Origin of the sequence: Streptomyces lasalocidi, from assembly GCF_005280215.1 — a bacterium.
Taxonomy (GTDB): Bacteria; Actinomycetota; Actinomycetes; order Streptomycetales; family Streptomycetaceae; genus Streptomyces; species Streptomyces longwoodensis.
The window spans coordinates 138,313-153,189 of sequence record NZ_SZNQ01000003.1 but is presented as its reverse complement, the minus strand read 5'-3'; the positions used below and the strand labels follow the sequence as shown (position 1 = coordinate 153,189).

The 14,877-nt window shown below is 66.2% G+C and carries 7 protein-coding genes and 4 pseudogenes; 4 read left to right on the top strand and 7 right to left on the bottom strand.

Annotated elements, in window-relative coordinates; all coding sequences use genetic code 11:
* Window positions 1–629: 629 nt before the first annotated feature.
* The 4 pseudogenes from E4U91_RS40000 to E4U91_RS39995 all read left to right on the top strand — a co-directional run.
* A pseudogene (locus E4U91_RS40000) lies at window positions 630–752 on the top strand (telomere-protecting terminal protein Tpg); the annotation flags it as partial.
* Between the two features lie 1,829 nt (window positions 753–2,581).
* Window positions 2,582–2,959, top strand: a pseudogene (locus E4U91_RS36190) (ATP-binding protein); the annotation flags it as partial.
* Window positions 2,960–3,209: 250 nt separating this feature from the next.
* Window positions 3,210–3,431: pseudogene (locus E4U91_RS36180) on the top strand (IS701 family transposase); the annotation flags it as partial.
* A 104-nt stretch (window positions 3,432–3,535) separates the two neighbouring features.
* A pseudogene (locus tag E4U91_RS39995) lies at window positions 3,536–4,250 on the top strand (IS5 family transposase); the annotation flags it as partial.
* Between the two features lie 449 nt (window positions 4,251–4,699).
* Here E4U91_RS39995 and E4U91_RS36170 read toward each other — a convergent pair.
* The 7 genes from E4U91_RS36170 to E4U91_RS36140 form a co-directional block, all read right to left on the bottom strand.
* Window positions 4,700–5,575: a S1 family peptidase gene (locus tag E4U91_RS36170; RefSeq protein ID WP_277755378.1), complete on the bottom strand. Its 876-nt coding sequence runs from the start codon at window positions 5,573–5,575 to the stop codon at window positions 4,700–4,702.
* A 516-nt stretch (window positions 5,576–6,091) separates the two neighbouring features.
* Window positions 6,092–8,671: a collagenase gene (locus E4U91_RS36165; RefSeq protein ID WP_174867970.1), complete on the bottom strand. Its 2,580-nt coding sequence runs from the start codon at window positions 8,669–8,671 to the stop codon at window positions 6,092–6,094.
* A gap of 327 nt (window positions 8,672–8,998) precedes the next feature.
* The gene (locus tag E4U91_RS36160; RefSeq protein WP_137311285.1) at window positions 8,999–10,012 is read right to left on the bottom strand and encodes an ABC transporter ATP-binding protein; all 1,014 of its coding nucleotides are present in this window, start codon (window positions 10,010–10,012) and stop codon (window positions 8,999–9,001) included.
* Window positions 10,009–11,070 (bottom strand): ABC transporter ATP-binding protein, encoded by a 1,062-nt coding sequence (locus E4U91_RS36155; protein ID WP_137311284.1) that lies wholly within the window; start codon window positions 11,068–11,070, stop codon window positions 10,009–10,011. The genes E4U91_RS36160 and E4U91_RS36155 overlap by 4 nt, the downstream gene beginning before the upstream one ends.
* A gap of 1 nt (window position 11,071) precedes the next feature.
* Window positions 11,072–12,058 (bottom strand): ABC transporter permease, encoded by a 987-nt coding sequence (locus E4U91_RS36150; protein WP_137311283.1) that lies wholly within the window; start codon window positions 12,056–12,058, stop codon window positions 11,072–11,074.
* Complete coding sequence (locus tag E4U91_RS36145; protein ID WP_137311282.1) at window positions 12,055–12,999, bottom strand: ABC transporter permease; 945 nt, start codon at window positions 12,997–12,999, stop codon at window positions 12,055–12,057. Before E4U91_RS36145 ends, E4U91_RS36150 begins: the two co-directional genes overlap by 4 nt.
* Window positions 13,000–13,011: 12 nt before the next feature.
* Entirely contained in the window at window positions 13,012–14,757 is a 1,746-nt protein-coding gene (locus E4U91_RS36140) for an ABC transporter substrate-binding protein (RefSeq protein WP_137311529.1), read from the bottom strand.
* Window positions 14,758–14,877: the final 120 nt, after the last annotated feature.

Here is a 14,877-nt window from a genome sequence, read left to right as displayed (position 1 = left end):
ACCGATGATGGCCCCGGTGGGTGGTGGCACCGTGTACTTGTGCCAGGCTCGGGCGCCCCCGATCTAGGGCTCGTCCAGTCGCTTGGAGCACAGGCCTCCAGCCCGGCCGCCGTCCACTCCAGCCACCCCCGGGCCACGGTGCGATCGGTGGTCGACGGGCACAGCGTCAGCGGTGCCTCCGACCGGTGGCCGGTGAACTGGGCTTTGAGCGCCGTGCGCCGCTGCTCGTACGGCCAGCCGGTCAGGCCGGCCGCGTCTGCGTGGATCACGTCGACGGCCACGGAGTGCGTTGGCCACCGGCCCGCCCCCTGAACCGCGCTGCGCCCGTGCCGGGCGAGGCGCTGCTGGAGCCGCCCGAACGCGAGCCGGCCGTGCTGCAGCGGAGTCGACATCCCCAAGGTCGAGATGGGCTCCGGCGAGCCGGGCCAGGTAGATGGCGTGGCCGCCGGGGAACGCGTAGCTGTTGTAGGCCTCCTGGCTGGTGTGGACGGTGGAGGCTTCCTGGAAGTGGACGATACCCCGCTTCGGGTTGCCGAGGTTGAGGGCGAGCTCCCGATCAGTTGCCTCTCTTCTCCCCGGACTGACGCCCAGTGCCACTTCCACGCCCGCAACAAGGGGCCAGTGACTAGCAAATGCGCCAAATCATCGCCGAAGGACTCAAGGACGTACATTTCCAGGACGGCGGCGGGCGTGCTATGGGACTGTCGGAAGGGGAGACCAACAACATCGACTATCTCGATCTGGATTACTGAATAGGAGTGAAGAGTGCGACCGGCGAATGCCTTTCCATCGCCCGTGACAAGAGCCCGCTGCTCGACGCGGACCACGACCCCGCCCGCGTCGCCGAGGCGCTGCGCCGCACCTGGGCGCTGTCGACGCCGATCCCGACGGCGACATGGTGCGGTTCAGCACCAAGGCCGGCATCAACTACACGCTTCGCTTCACGGACGCGGAGCCGACCGAAGACGCCCTGCTGCCCGAACCGGTCCTCACCGAGGCGGTCCTCACCCACCCCGGCTTCGCCACCGCCCATGCGGACTCGCCGAGCGAGGACACCATTAACATCCAGTCGCGCAACCGGAGATGTCGCCTCCGGGTCCTGGAAGTCGATCCCCAGCAACGCCCTCGCTCACGAGGACATGTCTGCCCAGCCCTGGTCTCGCCCTCACCGCCGACAAACTGCTCGTCAGCGATTCAGGCAACGCGGAGCGGGCCGCCGCCCCCCTCCGCAACTATGTAGCGGCCTCCTGGAACAAGCAGCACCCACCACTGCGCGAGCACGCCCAGGCCAACGCCCGCACGCTACGCACCCAGTAAGGGGAATTCGTTGATTTTCGAAGCTATCGGAACGACAGAGCGCGAATATAGTTCACAAATCCGTGGGCTCATATCCGGCATACCAACGACGTCTGCGCCTCTCTCCATGCGTGCCAGAGCGGAGATCATGCGCGGCGCGAAGCAGCATATTCGTGCCCTTGGTAACAATATAGACTGGCGGATAGGGCTGGTGCTGGTTTACAGTTTGAGTTCTCAGCTATGGGAACACTTTGAGAAGTGGTACTTCTATATTTTCACGTCTGATCCCACTCGGATATTGTCGAGTGACTGGTTTGGCAGAAATCCTGCTGAAAGGGTGCTTGGCCCAATCGCTGCGACTGCAGGGCTTTGGGTTATATCACGGCCGGGTCCGGACTCCTGATTCATTTAAATACCAACAGCGCCGAGGTGGATCGCGAGGCGTAATTGCTTTCCGATCTGCGACCGTCGTGATTCTGTGTTCTCGTATGCAGCGAGCATCCTATGTGCAACAGCGTGCACTTGTGCGGGCAATAGAGAAGTCGGCTCTATGGCTCGCGCGGGCGATTCTTGTGAACTCGACAAATAGGAGCCTGAGTTCCCCCCGGTCCGTTCGCCGTCGGCATCTGAAACTGCATGCACGACTGGTAGCAGCCGCGCTTCACGAAGCAACTCGGCGACTAGACGTTGATCAAGAGGCTGGCGCGTCCGAAATCGGCTTGCTAGCGCACCAAATCTGCGAACAGGCTTCACGTGACCGGTGGGGAGCTCTTCTGGAAGATCATGCGTTCAACGGTCTCACGCCAGTGCATAGTCGTGAGTGGCTCCGTCTTCTCGGTTCTGTCACGGGGTTTGCGGCCGCGGTCGTTGGGATCGGCTTTCTGAACCTGCCGGCCGCCGTCCAGCCTACTGTGATCGGTGCCATCGGCGTCATCGTTCTTACTGCCGCATACGGACATCGTTCGCCGCGCGCCCTTGAACTGCTCGATTCAGTACGGGGCGTGCAGCGACCATGATTCCGACGGCACGAAACATCCCGGGAACGCTGGCGGTTGGATGGGTCATCTACCTGCTGAGAGGTCGTGGAGGGCAACTGGCCGTAAACCAAACTGCCCTGACGGGAGTGCCATTGCTTTTGACGCGCGGAAGGGGCTTGTTGAGATATCACGGAGTACGCCGGCCCAGCCCTCTGAATTGCGCTGCTGCGCGCCGGGCGAGGCGGTGTTGAAGCCGCTCGAAGACGAGTTGGTCGTGCTGCCACACCACCAGCTCGCCGTCGAGACCGGTGCCTGGCGGCAGCTGTGTGGCGGCCGCAGTGCAGCTCTCGGGAACGCAGCGGTCATGTCGGTGCCGTCCCACTTCGGCTCGGTCGCCCAGTCTGGCGTCAGATCGGGGGCGTTCACTGGTGGTGGTCAGCGAGCTGGTCACCAACGCCCGGAAGTACGCGCCGGGCCTGGTGCTGATGGATGTGCGGATCGTCGGCGACCTGGTCGAGATCGTGGTGTGGGACTCCGCGCCGGTGCTGCCGGTGGCCCGTGCCGCGGACGCCGACCGGGTGGGCCAGCATGGGCTGGAGATCGTGATGGCGGTCGCTCAGGGCTTCGAGGTGCAGATGGAGCCGGTCGGTAAACGTGTCACTGTCCGCACCGCCCTGCTCGACGACCTCGGGCGGTGCCGTCACCGGACGTCGTCCCCTGTAGCGCTCCGCTCTAGTAGGGCTTGGTCAGGTTCGTATATGAGTGGGTATGTCGCGGTGGCAGGTGGGGCAGGCACCGTTCCAGGTGGTGAGGAGTATCTGGAGTTCGCGGACTAACTGGTAGAGGCCCAGACCTGCACCGCGGCTTTTGGGTGGTGGGCCAGTCGTTGCAGGGTGCAGAAGGGGTGGGCGGCGGAGACGAGGGTGACGTGGTGGTGCCAGCCGCAACGTCAGCCGGTCCGAGGTGATCTCCTACTACATCGCCTACTGCCCCGACACCACACTGGACGAGCTGATCCGCATCGCGGGCAGCCGCTGGGCGGTGGAGGATTGCTTCTAGACCGCGAAGCAGGAGTGTGGCCTGGACGACTACCAGGTCCGCCGTTATCCCGGCTGGCACCGCCACATGACCCTCGCCATGGCAGCCCACGCCCAGTAGCCGTGCGCTGCCGCCCAGGACGCTGGACAGGGCCGTTGTCAGTGACCATGGCACTGTATTGCGCTTCGAGGGTGGGATGATATGCGGTCACGAACTGACCGGCTTTGGATTGGGAATTGCTCGCTCCGCTGATACCGCGCCGAGACGGGCCAGCCCGTGGTGGCAGGCCAGCAGGTTATCAACGGGATGATCGTCAAGATCCAGGCCGGTATCACCTGGCGTGACCTGCCCGAACGCTACGGGCCGCGGCAGCGGTCTCCATCCGCTTCCGGCGCTACGCCCTGGACGGCGTGCCCACCCGGGCTCTGCAGCAGATCCAGGCCCGGGCAGACGCGGCAGGTGACATCGACTGGCTCGTGCAAATCGACTCCACCATCGTCCGCGCCCACCAGCACGCCGCCGCCACCGGCCGAAATGGGGGAAGCACCGGCCGGACGAACAGGACGATCACGCCCTCGGCCGATCCCGAGGCGGACTGATAGCCAAGATCCACCTCGCCTGCGACGGCAAGGGCCGCCCTCTCGCCCTCCTGATCATGGCAGGACAGCGTCACGCCAGCATCTGCGCATAGGTCCTGCTGGACAGGATTCGACTTACTTCCTCGGACCGGCCCAGGCCGGCTATGCCGCCAACCTGACCGTGCGATCGCGGCCGTCACGGTGGTCGGTTACCGACATTCGACCGGCACTTCTAACCGCCACCGCAGCATCGTCGAACGCTGCTTCACCAGTTCGAAGGCTTTCGGGGCATCGCCACCAGATATGACAAGACCGCCACTCCTACGAAGTGGCGATCAGTCTCGCGCTCCTCCTGCTCTGGGCAACTCATTCCCACCACGGCCATGCGGACGGGGGTAGTGGGCCAGGACTGGCTGGCTCTAGCTCCTCCCGGGTGCGAGCCCGCCAGCTGTGCGGGTCGACAGTGGTTTCCGATGTAGCAGTGACGTTCACCAGTGCCGTGAGCGCGGCACCTGCCAGTTGCTCCTGGTCCAGGCCCGTGGCCGCCATCACGCCGTGGGTGTGGACCGGGACGAGTATGTGTCCCTCGGCGAACGTCGGAACGGATACATGCGTCGTACGAGGGCCGACCCGCTTGACGCGAATTTGCACCCGCTTATATTCGGCACTGCTCTGCACTTGCGTCGTCTCCTCCTGCTGTGCACTGTCCTGTGTGCGGTCACCCGGGACGGCAAGCGGCATCGGCCCGGGACCTGCTCGCGCAGGTCCCGGGCCTCAGGCACCGGCGCTCTCCCCAGGCGCTCGGCGCGTTCAGCCGGCCAGCAGCGTGACCCCTCGGTCCGAAAGAGCGCGGCTGATCGGCTCGTGGATCATGCCGCACCCGCTGGAGGGGCCGCCGCTGAGAATGCCGTGGGCGGTCGAGCCGTTGTAGACGCCGCTGCCGCTGTCACCAGGGCCATCACATGCGGTGCTCCATGTCATGCCGGTGAGGGTGCGGTTGGGGTAGGAGACGGTTGCGTTGGTCTCGGTGACCTGCCCGCAGGTGTACCCGGTCGTGGAGCCCTCCTTGCAGACGTACTGACCGACGTAGTCGTAGTCCCAGCTGGTGATACGCGTCGACGGGTAGACCCAACCGCGGGGCTGCCAGAAGCTGGGGTCGTCGATACTGACGATGGCGGAGTCGCCGTAGTAGCCGAAGGTGTAGTCGACCACGCTGCCCACTGTCTGGTAGCCGTAGCTGTATGTGGGGACCTGCCAGTACGCGCTGTCTTCCGCGCAGTGGCCGGCGGTCATCATGTAGTACCTGCTGCCGCTGTACGCCATGAATGCACTGGAGCAGCGGATGTTGGCGCCGTAGATGGCCAGGCCTGAGCGCAGCGGGGGGTCGCAGGAGTACTGGCCGCCGCAGTAGAAGGGCTTGGAAGCGTGCGCGTAGGTGCTGACGGTGAGGGCGTCCCCGAAGGTTCGCTGCGCCCACTGCACCACTGAGCGCTGGGCCTTGCTCAGTGCTGCACCTCGGGGCAGGTCCAGGCGCACCTTGTTGTCCTGGACGACGACCGCGGACTGCAGCCCATGGGCGGCTCCCTTGTTCGCTGCCGCGATGCGTTGGGCGAGCCGGGCCGATATGCGGTCCAGCTCCTGCAGGCTGTGGCCGACGACGACGGTTGCTGTGTCGGGCGCCTGCATCTGCGTCGCCCGGTCCTTCACGAGCGGCGCGGTTGTCGACTGGGTGACGGCGACCGTGAGCCGACCGCCATGCTCCTGGTCAATCCAGGCGCCACCGAAGCGGGAGCCCAGACGTCCGCGCAGCGAAGTGGCGACGTCAGTGAGGCGGTCCTGGCGGAGTACGCGCTGCTGCGCTTCCTGGGCCGAGACGTGGTGGTCCGCAGCGAGTTGCGTGGCGGCGGCTCGTTGCGAGGTACTGAGCTGTGGGGTGTTCTGGTCGCTGCTGCCGACAGCGGGCGAGGTGAGTGCGCAGGTGACAGTGAGAGACGCGAGGGCGGGCCACAGGAGGCGTCGTCCTTTGCTTGCCAGTAACGTCTTCATGCCTTACCTCCGGGGTGGGGGGACTCTGTGTGAGCGGTAGGCCGGACGGGTCGGGCAGTCCAGGGCAGGGGCCGACCTCTTCCCCCGCCCCGGACGTTGCCCGGGGCGGGGGGAGCCGCCCCGGGCCGTTCTGTGCGTCGATGTAGTGCTGGTCTGTCAGTAGCTGGTGCTGACGGTGACGCCGCTGAAGCCGCTGACGGCGTACAGGCTGATGTAGTTGGCGCCGGCCGGAGGGTTGGTGATGGTCAGGGTGTGGCTGTTGCCAGTCCCCGTGGCACGCTGCGTGTAGCTGGTGGTGGTGGCCCAGCCGCTGCTGCTGTAGTACAGGTCGGCGTCACCGGTGCCCCCGGCAGTGGTGATCTTCAGCTGCGTAGTGCCAGCCGGGACGTACAGGTAGAGGTAGGCGTAGTTGCCCGTGGTGGCGGCCTGATTGCTGCGCTGGCAGTTCTGGCCCAGCTCCCGGGTGTCGGTACCGGTGCACTCGGTGACGGTGCCCCCGCCGCTGCCGACGGTGACGGTCCTCGTGGCGGTGGAGGTGGCTCCCTTGTCGTCGGTGACGGTGAGCTTCACCGTGTATGTCCCGGCGGCGCTGTAGGTCTTGCTGGGGTTGGCGGCGGTGGAGGTGGTGCCGTCACCGAAGTTCCAGGACCTGGAGGCGATGGTGCCGTCGGCGTCCGTGGACTGGTCGGTGAAGGTGACCTGCAGGCCCTGAACTGAGGTGGTGAAGGCGGCGGTGGGCGCCTGGTTGCCGGGCGGGTTGGTGCCGCCTCCGCAGTTACCCGCGGCACAGCCCGCCAGCCAGGTGTACCAGTCGTTGTTGTAGCGGGTCCCGATGCTGCTGGTCAGGTAGGTGCGGGCGGCGTTCCAGTTGCCGGACCGGTAGTAGCCCAGCACCGTGTCCATCTCGGCGCGGTGGTTCTCGAGCATGTACCGGGTGGCGAGGTAGCCCCAGCGGTAGATGCGCGTGGTGTCGTTGCTGTACGTGGTGTCGAACAGGGTGCTCAGGGCGTAGGTGCGCCGGCCTGCCTCGGTCATGGCCTCGGTGTAGGGGACGCCACGGTAGGTGTAGGAGACGTACTCGGCGAAGCCCTCGATCCACCAGATGGTCGGGGTGGTGGTGCCGGCGCTGAAGTCGCCGTACATGTCGTAGCGGCCGTCGAGGTAGTGCGTGTACTCGTGGTTGAGGTTCCAGATCTGGAAGTCCGGGCGCAGCCACTCGGCTTCGTAGGCGATGAACCGGGGCTGGTTGCCGGCTGCCGCCGGGTTCCCCTCGAGGTACATGCCGCCGTTGTTGGTGTCGATCCCGTACATGGCACCGGCGTAGGTCTGGTAGTCGGTGCTGGAGTCGAAGACGACGACCTCGATGGTGCTGTTGTAGTCGTTGGCGACCGGCCCGTTGTCGCGCACGACGCTGTGGAAGTAGGCATCCTGGTTGCGCAGGCTGGCACAGCTCGAGGAGAGCTCACCGGAGGTCATCTGCTGAGCCTTGATGGTGATGCTGGAGCTGCACGCGTAGGTCACCGTCAGCACCGAGCTCGCCAGTTGCGACGACAGGTTGCACGTGCCGTAGTAGGAGCAGTTGGCCTTGTCGTAGTAGTCGGTCATCTCGGCCACGCCGACCCAGAGCGGGGCAGTGGTGCCCTTGATCGAGCTCGAGTTGAGCAGGCCTGCTGCCAGGGGCCGGACCTTGGTCTGCAGCGTGGAGTGCTGCAGGAACCTGCCGAGCTCCCTTCCGGCGTTGGAGGTGAGGTAGGCCTGGTTCGTGCCCAGCAGTGAGACGTGGCTGGAGGCGAAGTTGTACAGCGCGTCGATCAGGCTGGTGTCGGACTGCACGGCGGTCACGAACGCGGGCACCTGGTGGCCGCGGAAGGTGACGGTGTAGACGTTGTTGGCCGCGTTGAGCATCCACCAGGAGGTGTTCCAGGAGGAGCTGTAGTCCGCCAGTATCCGCTTCAGGACGTAGATGTAGCGGGCGTTCTCCTCAGCGCTGTCGATCAGAGTGACGGCCTCGGAGAGGGTCTCGCCGTTGGCGTCCGTGACGTCACGGGAGTGGGCGCTGGCGAAGAAGGCGTCCAGAGCGGAGCGGATCGCGGTTTGCAGAGCGCTGCCGTAGGCGCCCACCGTGCTGGCGTTGTAGTAGTGCACGTAGTAGCCGGCTCGCAGGTAGAGCACGAGCTGCGGCATGCCGGTGCTGGAGTTGCCGGGGTAGGACGCGGAGCCATCACGCAGGGCGTAGGCGACCGTGGTCATCTGCGCTTCGCGAAAGGCGGCGGAGGCGTCGCTGCCGGTCAGGTTGAACAGCGTGTTGACGCAGTCCGTCGTGGACGTCTTGATCTGCTGTACCAGCGCGCTGCCTGAACGGCTCGTAAAGTCGGAGACGTTGCAGACGGCTGCTGCGGCGGCGGACTTCTTGCCGGCCGTGTTCTTGGCGACGGATGGCCGCAGCGGGGGCTTCTCGGACTGGTCGTAGGACTCCTTGAGGGCATCCTTGCTCGCCGCGAGCGGTGGGAGTTCAGATACCTTCAGGCGCCCCTTGGCGACGTGTTCGGTCTCCGCCGCGGCGGAGTGCGCCGCAGGCGCCGGACCGGAGTGCTTCTCTCCTCCGACCGCAACGCGTGCCGCGGACCCGGGGGCTCGGGTCTGGGCGCTGGCCGGCTGGGTCAGCAGACCGGCGCCCATGGTGAGAGTCAGGGCCAGCGGCAGTGCCGCGCCGAGACTTCGCCGGACGAGTGACATTCTCACTACGCCTCCCACGAGGGGGTTGGACCACGCCAGGCGTGGTCTATGGGGGATAGGTGGAGGCCGCGTTTCGCGGGGTCACGCCGCAATAGGGCGGGACAAGGCCGTGATTGACATGACCACGACTGGGTGCCATGTACCATTGCACAGGTGACATGTCCCAGGGAAGCGGTGCAGCGCATCCACACCCGCCAACTGCCATAACAAGAGCAGGCGATGGGCCATAAACTGCGACTGGCTTGGCGGGCACGACGAGGCCGGCATCCGGCCTTACCGGATGCCGGCCTCGTCGCAGCCCGATCCCTGAAGAATCCCGTTACTCAGTCAGTGGTCAGTAGGGAAGTGACAGGCGGCCTGACGGCCTTCACGTCCCACACGGGCCAGTGCGGGCCGCTGGCTGCGGCAGATGTCCTGGGCTTTAGGGCATCGCGGATGAAAGGAGCAACCGCTGGGCGGCGCGGCCGGACTCGGGGGATCACCGAGAAGGACGATTCGCTCACGTCGGCGCTCGGCGGCTGGGTCGGGAAGCGGGACGGCGGAGAGCAGAGCCTGGGTGTAGGGGTGAGCTGGTGCGTCGTATACGTCGCGCTTGTCGCCGATCTCGACTATGCGGCCGAGATACATCACCGCCACCCGGTCGCATATCCGCTTGACGACCGACAGGTCATGGGCGATGAAAAGAAGAGCGAGGCCGAGCTCGTGCTGCAGGCGCTCCAGGAGGTTGACGATCTGGGCCTGCACGGACACGTCGAGAGCGGATACAGGCTCGTCGGCCACGATGAGTCGGGGGCCTGTGGCAAGCGCGCGAGCGATGCCGATGCGCTGGGCCTGGCCACCGGAGAACTGGTATGGATGACGGTCCAGATGCTCCGGGTTGAGCCCGACCAGTTCCAACAGCTCTACGGCCCTATGGCGTGCAGCTCGCGCGGATTTGCCCTGGATCAGGAGCGGTTCGGACAGGATGCGACTGACGGTCTGCCGCGGGTTGAGGGACGCGTACGGATCCTGGAAGATCATTTGCAGGTGTCGCCGTGTCGGCCTCAACTGACGCTGCGACAGGTGGGTGATGTCCTGGTTGTCGAAAGCCACCGTGCCGGCCGTTGGTTCCAAGAGCCTGACGAGCATTCGCCCGGTGGTGGACTTGCCGCATCCGGACTCGCCGACCAGTCCCAGGGTTTCCCCTGCTGCCAGGTCGAAAGCGACCCCGTCCACCGCTCGCACACGGCTGGCAGGACGGCCCAGGCGGCGCCGTCCAGGGAACGTCTTCGTCAGGTCGCGCACAGAGAGCAGTTTGCTGTCGGTGAGCGGGGTGGGAGCGGGGGCGTTCGAAAGGCTCACCGCGCCTCCTCAGCCGGGTGTTGTATGTCGGTACGGGACGTGCCGTGTTCGGGGATACCGAGGGGCAGGTGGCAGGCGACGAGTCGTCCTGGAGCGTAATAAGACGGCCTGGGCTGCTCATCCGTGCAACGAGCGCGGATGGCCTCCTCCGCTTCGGCCGCACGGGAACAGCGCGGTGCAAAGGGACACCCGGGTATCGGTGAGGCGAGTGAGGGCGGACTGCCGGCGATCGTTCGCAAGGGTGCGTCGTCCGGGTCATCGAGCCGCGGTATGGAGTCGAGCAGCCCCCGGGTGTAGGGATGAGCGGGCTGCCGGAACAGATCATCCACGGGCGCCTGTTCGGCGGCACGCCCGCCGTACATGACGAGCACATCGTGAGCGACGCGGGCCACCACGCCCAGATCGTGAGTGATCATCAAGACGCCCAGTTGCCGCTGCTGCTGCAGCCGGGCGATCAGTTCCAGGATCTGCGCCTGGACGGTGACGTCGAGGGCTGTGGTGGGCTCGTCAGCGATGAGCAGGTCGGGTTCGCAGGACAGCGCCATGGCGATCACGGCTCGCTGCCTCATGCCGCCGGAGAACTGGTGCGGGTACTCCCCCGCCCTTCGGGCGGGTTCGGGGATGCCGACTTCGCCGAGCATGTCCACGGCATGCCGGCGGGCCGCCCGGCGACCGGCGCCGAAATGGCGGCGGCGGGCTTCGGCTATCTGCTCGCCGACCGTATAGGCAGGATGCAGCGCGGACAGCGGGTCCTGGAAGACCATCGCCATGCGCCGACCGCGCAGCCGGCTGAGCTGCTGGTCGGTCAGGGACAGCAGCTCTCGTCCGGCCAGGGCGATCGAGCCGCTGACCCGGGCTCGCCGGAGCAGGCCCATGACGGCCATGGAGGTGACCGATTTGCCGGACCCTGATTCCCCGACCAGCCCCAGGGTGCGGCCGGCCTCGACGGTGAAGGAGATGCCGTCGACCGCACGGACGGATTCGGCCCGGGTCTCGAACTGGACCTGAAGGTCTCTCACCCGCAGCAGTGGCGTATCGGTTTCGGTGTTCGACGGCACGTCAGGTCCTCACCCTCGGGTCGATGACGGCGTACAGGAGATCGATGAGGACGTTCGCCATCACGATGAAGAAGGCGGCCAGGAGCGTGACCCCCAGTACGACGGGCTGATCGGACCGTTGCAGGGCGTCATAGAAGAGCCGGCCCACGCCGGGGATGCCGAAGATGGACTCGGTGATGACGGCGCCGGCGAGCAGGGCGCCGAGGTCCATGCCGAAGAGGGTGAGCACGGGCATCATCGCGGAGCGCAGCCCGTGCTTGACCACCACGGTGCGTGCGGGCATGCCTTTGGCCCTGGCGGTGCGGATGTAGGGCTGGGCCATCGCTTCGATCATGGAGCTGCGGCTCTGGCGGGCGTACATCGCTGCGTAGAGCAGTGCGAGTGCGAGCCAGGGCAGCAGAAGGTTGGTGGCCCATCCCAGCGGGTCGCTGGTCAGCGGGGTGTAGGTGGGGTAGGGCAGGAGGCCGCTGATGCGGACCAGGCCGTAGATGAGCATGACGGCGGTGAAGTAGACGGGGAGCGAGGCGGTGGCGACGGCTGTGACCATGAGAGTGCGGTCGAGCAGTCCGCCCTTTTTCAGGGCGGCGGTCACGCCGGCGCCCAGCCCGAGCACGAGCCACATGCAGGCGGCGCCGAAGGCGAGCGAGGCGGAAACAGGCAACCGGTCCATCAGCAAGTCCCACACCGGCAGGGCGTTGTCGTAGGAGTAGCCCAGGCACGGGAAGCCGCAGTGCAGCGCATGCGGTCCGCTGCCGAGGTCACGCCCAGCGAAGATTCCGACGAGGTAGTCGCCGAACTGTCGCCATAGCGGCTGGTCGAGTCCCATGTAATGGCGCACCTCGGCTAGCCGTTGCGGACTGCACGTCTTGCCGCAGGCGGCTGCCGCCGGGTCGGCAGGCAGGAGGTAGAAGATGATGAAGGTGACGGCGCAGATGGCGAGCAGCACGCCCGCCACGCCGAGACACCGGCGGATCAGGTAGGCGATCACGAGCGGCCTCCCTGTGGGTCGAGGATGTCGCGCAGAGCATCGCCGAGCACCGTGAAGGCCAGCACCGCGATGAAGAGGAAGGCGCTCGGGATGAGGAAGTACATGGGGTCTGTCTCGTAGTAGGTGACGGCCTCGGCGATCATCTGACCCCATGAGGACGTAGGCGGACGCACCCCTACCCCGAGGAAGCTCAGTGCTGCCTCTGTGCTGATCATGCCGGGGATCAGCAGGGTGGTGTAGGCGATGATGGGGCCGGAGATGTTGGGCAGGATCTCCCGGGTCAGGATGCGCCACGACCCCGAGCCAGCCACGCGCGCCGCGTCGACGTATTCGCGGTGGCGCAGGGAGAGAGCTTCGCCCCGCACGATGCGGGCGATGCCAGGCCAGCCGAAGACGCCGATGACAGCGGTCATCAGCAGGACCCGGTTGACGTCCTGCGCCACGGACATCATGGCGATCATGAAGATGAGCGAAGGGAAGGACATGGTCAGGTCCATGAGCCGGCTCAGCACAGTGTCGACGCGGCCGCCGAAGTAGCCGGCCGCAATGCCTGCCGCAGTTCCCGCCACGACGACGATCGCCGTGGCAGCGAACGCGATCAGCAGCGAGACCTGGGCTCCGTGGACGACGCGCGCGAACAGATCGCGGCCGGTGGCCGGCTCGACTCCCAGCCAGTGCTCGGCGCTGATGCCGCCGAGCGAGCCGCGGGGCATGCCGCCGAGATAGGGGTCGATGGCGCGGCTGTCGAAGGCGGTGGGTGACCAGCCGCCGAGCCGGGCGAGCAGCGGGGCGGTCAGCGCGGTCAGGATCAGCAGTGCTACGGCGATCAGGGCGGTCCTGGTGCCCCAGTCGCTCCACAGCTTGCGCGAGGTCGAGCGAAGCGGGTGCTCTGGTAGAACTGGCGGATCGGCCTGCGTGCTGGTGTTCAGTGTGATGGCCACGGGGCGTTGTCCTCAGCCCTTGCTCTTGGACGGGTCTTTCAGGCCGATCACTGCGAAGTCGAATTGCCCCGTCCAGGCGCCGTGGCCGAAGGCTCCGGCGATGTTGTCGCCGACAAGCAGGGGCTTGCGCTTCCACAGCAGCGGAACGGCCGGCGACTTGCTCTGGATGACGATGTCAAGATCGTTCCAGGCCCGGTCGGCGCTGGCTGCGTCAGACATCGCGGCGATCTCGTCCATCCGCTTCTCCACTGCCTTGTCGCGGAACTGGGAGACGTTGCCCTGGTTGCCCTTCTCCTTGATGGTCCGGCCGTCGAACACGAAGGGCAGGAAGGTGGAACCCGAGGGGTAGTCGGGGCACCAGCCGTTGATGGCCATGTCGGGCGCGTGCTTGGTGTCACCGATGGTGTCGTAGTAGACGGAAGGGTCGACGGTCTGGATCTTCAGGCGGACGCCTACCTGGGAAAGGCTCTGCTGGAGGGCCTCGGCTCGGGTCTTGTCGCCCGTGGAAACGGTGATCGTGGTGGAGAAGCCGTTGGGCTTGCCGCCCTCGGCGAGGAGCTTCTTGGCCTTGTCAGCGTGGCTGGTGGTCGAGCGCCCGTAGGCCGAGTTGGAGCGTCCCTCACCGGTGAGCGCCGGCGGGAGGTAGCGGGTTGCGATGTCGTTGAGGGCGGGTCCACCGCTGGCGGTCACCTGGGCGGACTTGTCGACCGCATACTGCATCGCCTGACGCAGCTTCAGGTTGCTGAACGGCGGCCGGGAGGTGTTGAGGGCGAGCATGTCGGTGCAGCCGGTCCGCTCGGCGACCAGCCTCCTTTTGACCTCGGGCCGCGGCAGCACCTTGGCGATGCTGGACGGCTGCATGTCGGACCACTCGACGGACGAAGCGTCAGCACCCTCGCTGGCAATGATGCGGTCGTCGATCTGACCGCCCTTCAGCCCCATCTGCACGACGATCTGGTCCGGGTAGGCCTCGCGCACCGGGTCCGTGGTCTTGGCCCAGTGGGGGTTGCGGACCAGTATCAGCTTCTTGCCCCGTGCGTAGCTCTTGATCTTGTAGGGCCCGGAGGAGAACGGGCGCAGGTCGTACTGCACGCCCTTCTCCTGCGACTGCGGCACAGGAGAAAAGGTGGGCAGCGTGACCGTGTAGGAGAACTCGGCGACCGGTCTGCGCAGCGAGAAGATGATGGTGCGCTCGTCGGGCGTCTGGATCGAGTCAAGGTGCTTGCCCTGCAGGGGCCCGGTGTAGCCGTCGGTATCGGCCAGGTAGCGCTGGGCGTAGTCGGGGCCTCCGACCAGGTCGGGGGCGAAGGATCGCTCGACGTTGTACTTGATGTCCTGGGCCCGGATCGGACTGCCGTCTTCGTACTTCAGGCCGGGCTTGAGCTTGAACGTCCATACCCGTCCGCCCTTGGACGGCTTGCCGAGGTCGGTAGCCAGGTCCGGGACGATTCCACTGCCCTGGTCGCCGGGGGCGGCCTTGAACGTCGTCAGGGTGCGATAGAGCAGGCGGGTACCGAAGTCCATGGTCGGCATCACCCAGTTGCGGGCCGGGTCCAGGTGACCGAAGTCCTGGTTGGACAGCACGGTGAGCGTGCCGCCCTTCTTCGGGAGGCCGCCGATGATGGTGCCAGTGGCGACTCCAGGCTGCTCGTGCTTACCGGAGTCGCTCCCGCCTTCCTGACTGGTACAAGCGCCCAGCAGGGCAAGTGCGAGCGAGGCGCTCAGCGCTGTGGACAGAGCACGAGTTTGACGAGGCATGGTCACTCCAAGGAGGCGAGGAAGAAAATCCGGTGAGGTGTGACCGGTAACATAGTAATGTGAAATTTTATAGCCAAGAGTTACGGCGCCTCGTTACCGATCTGTGTCCCGCCGACAGGC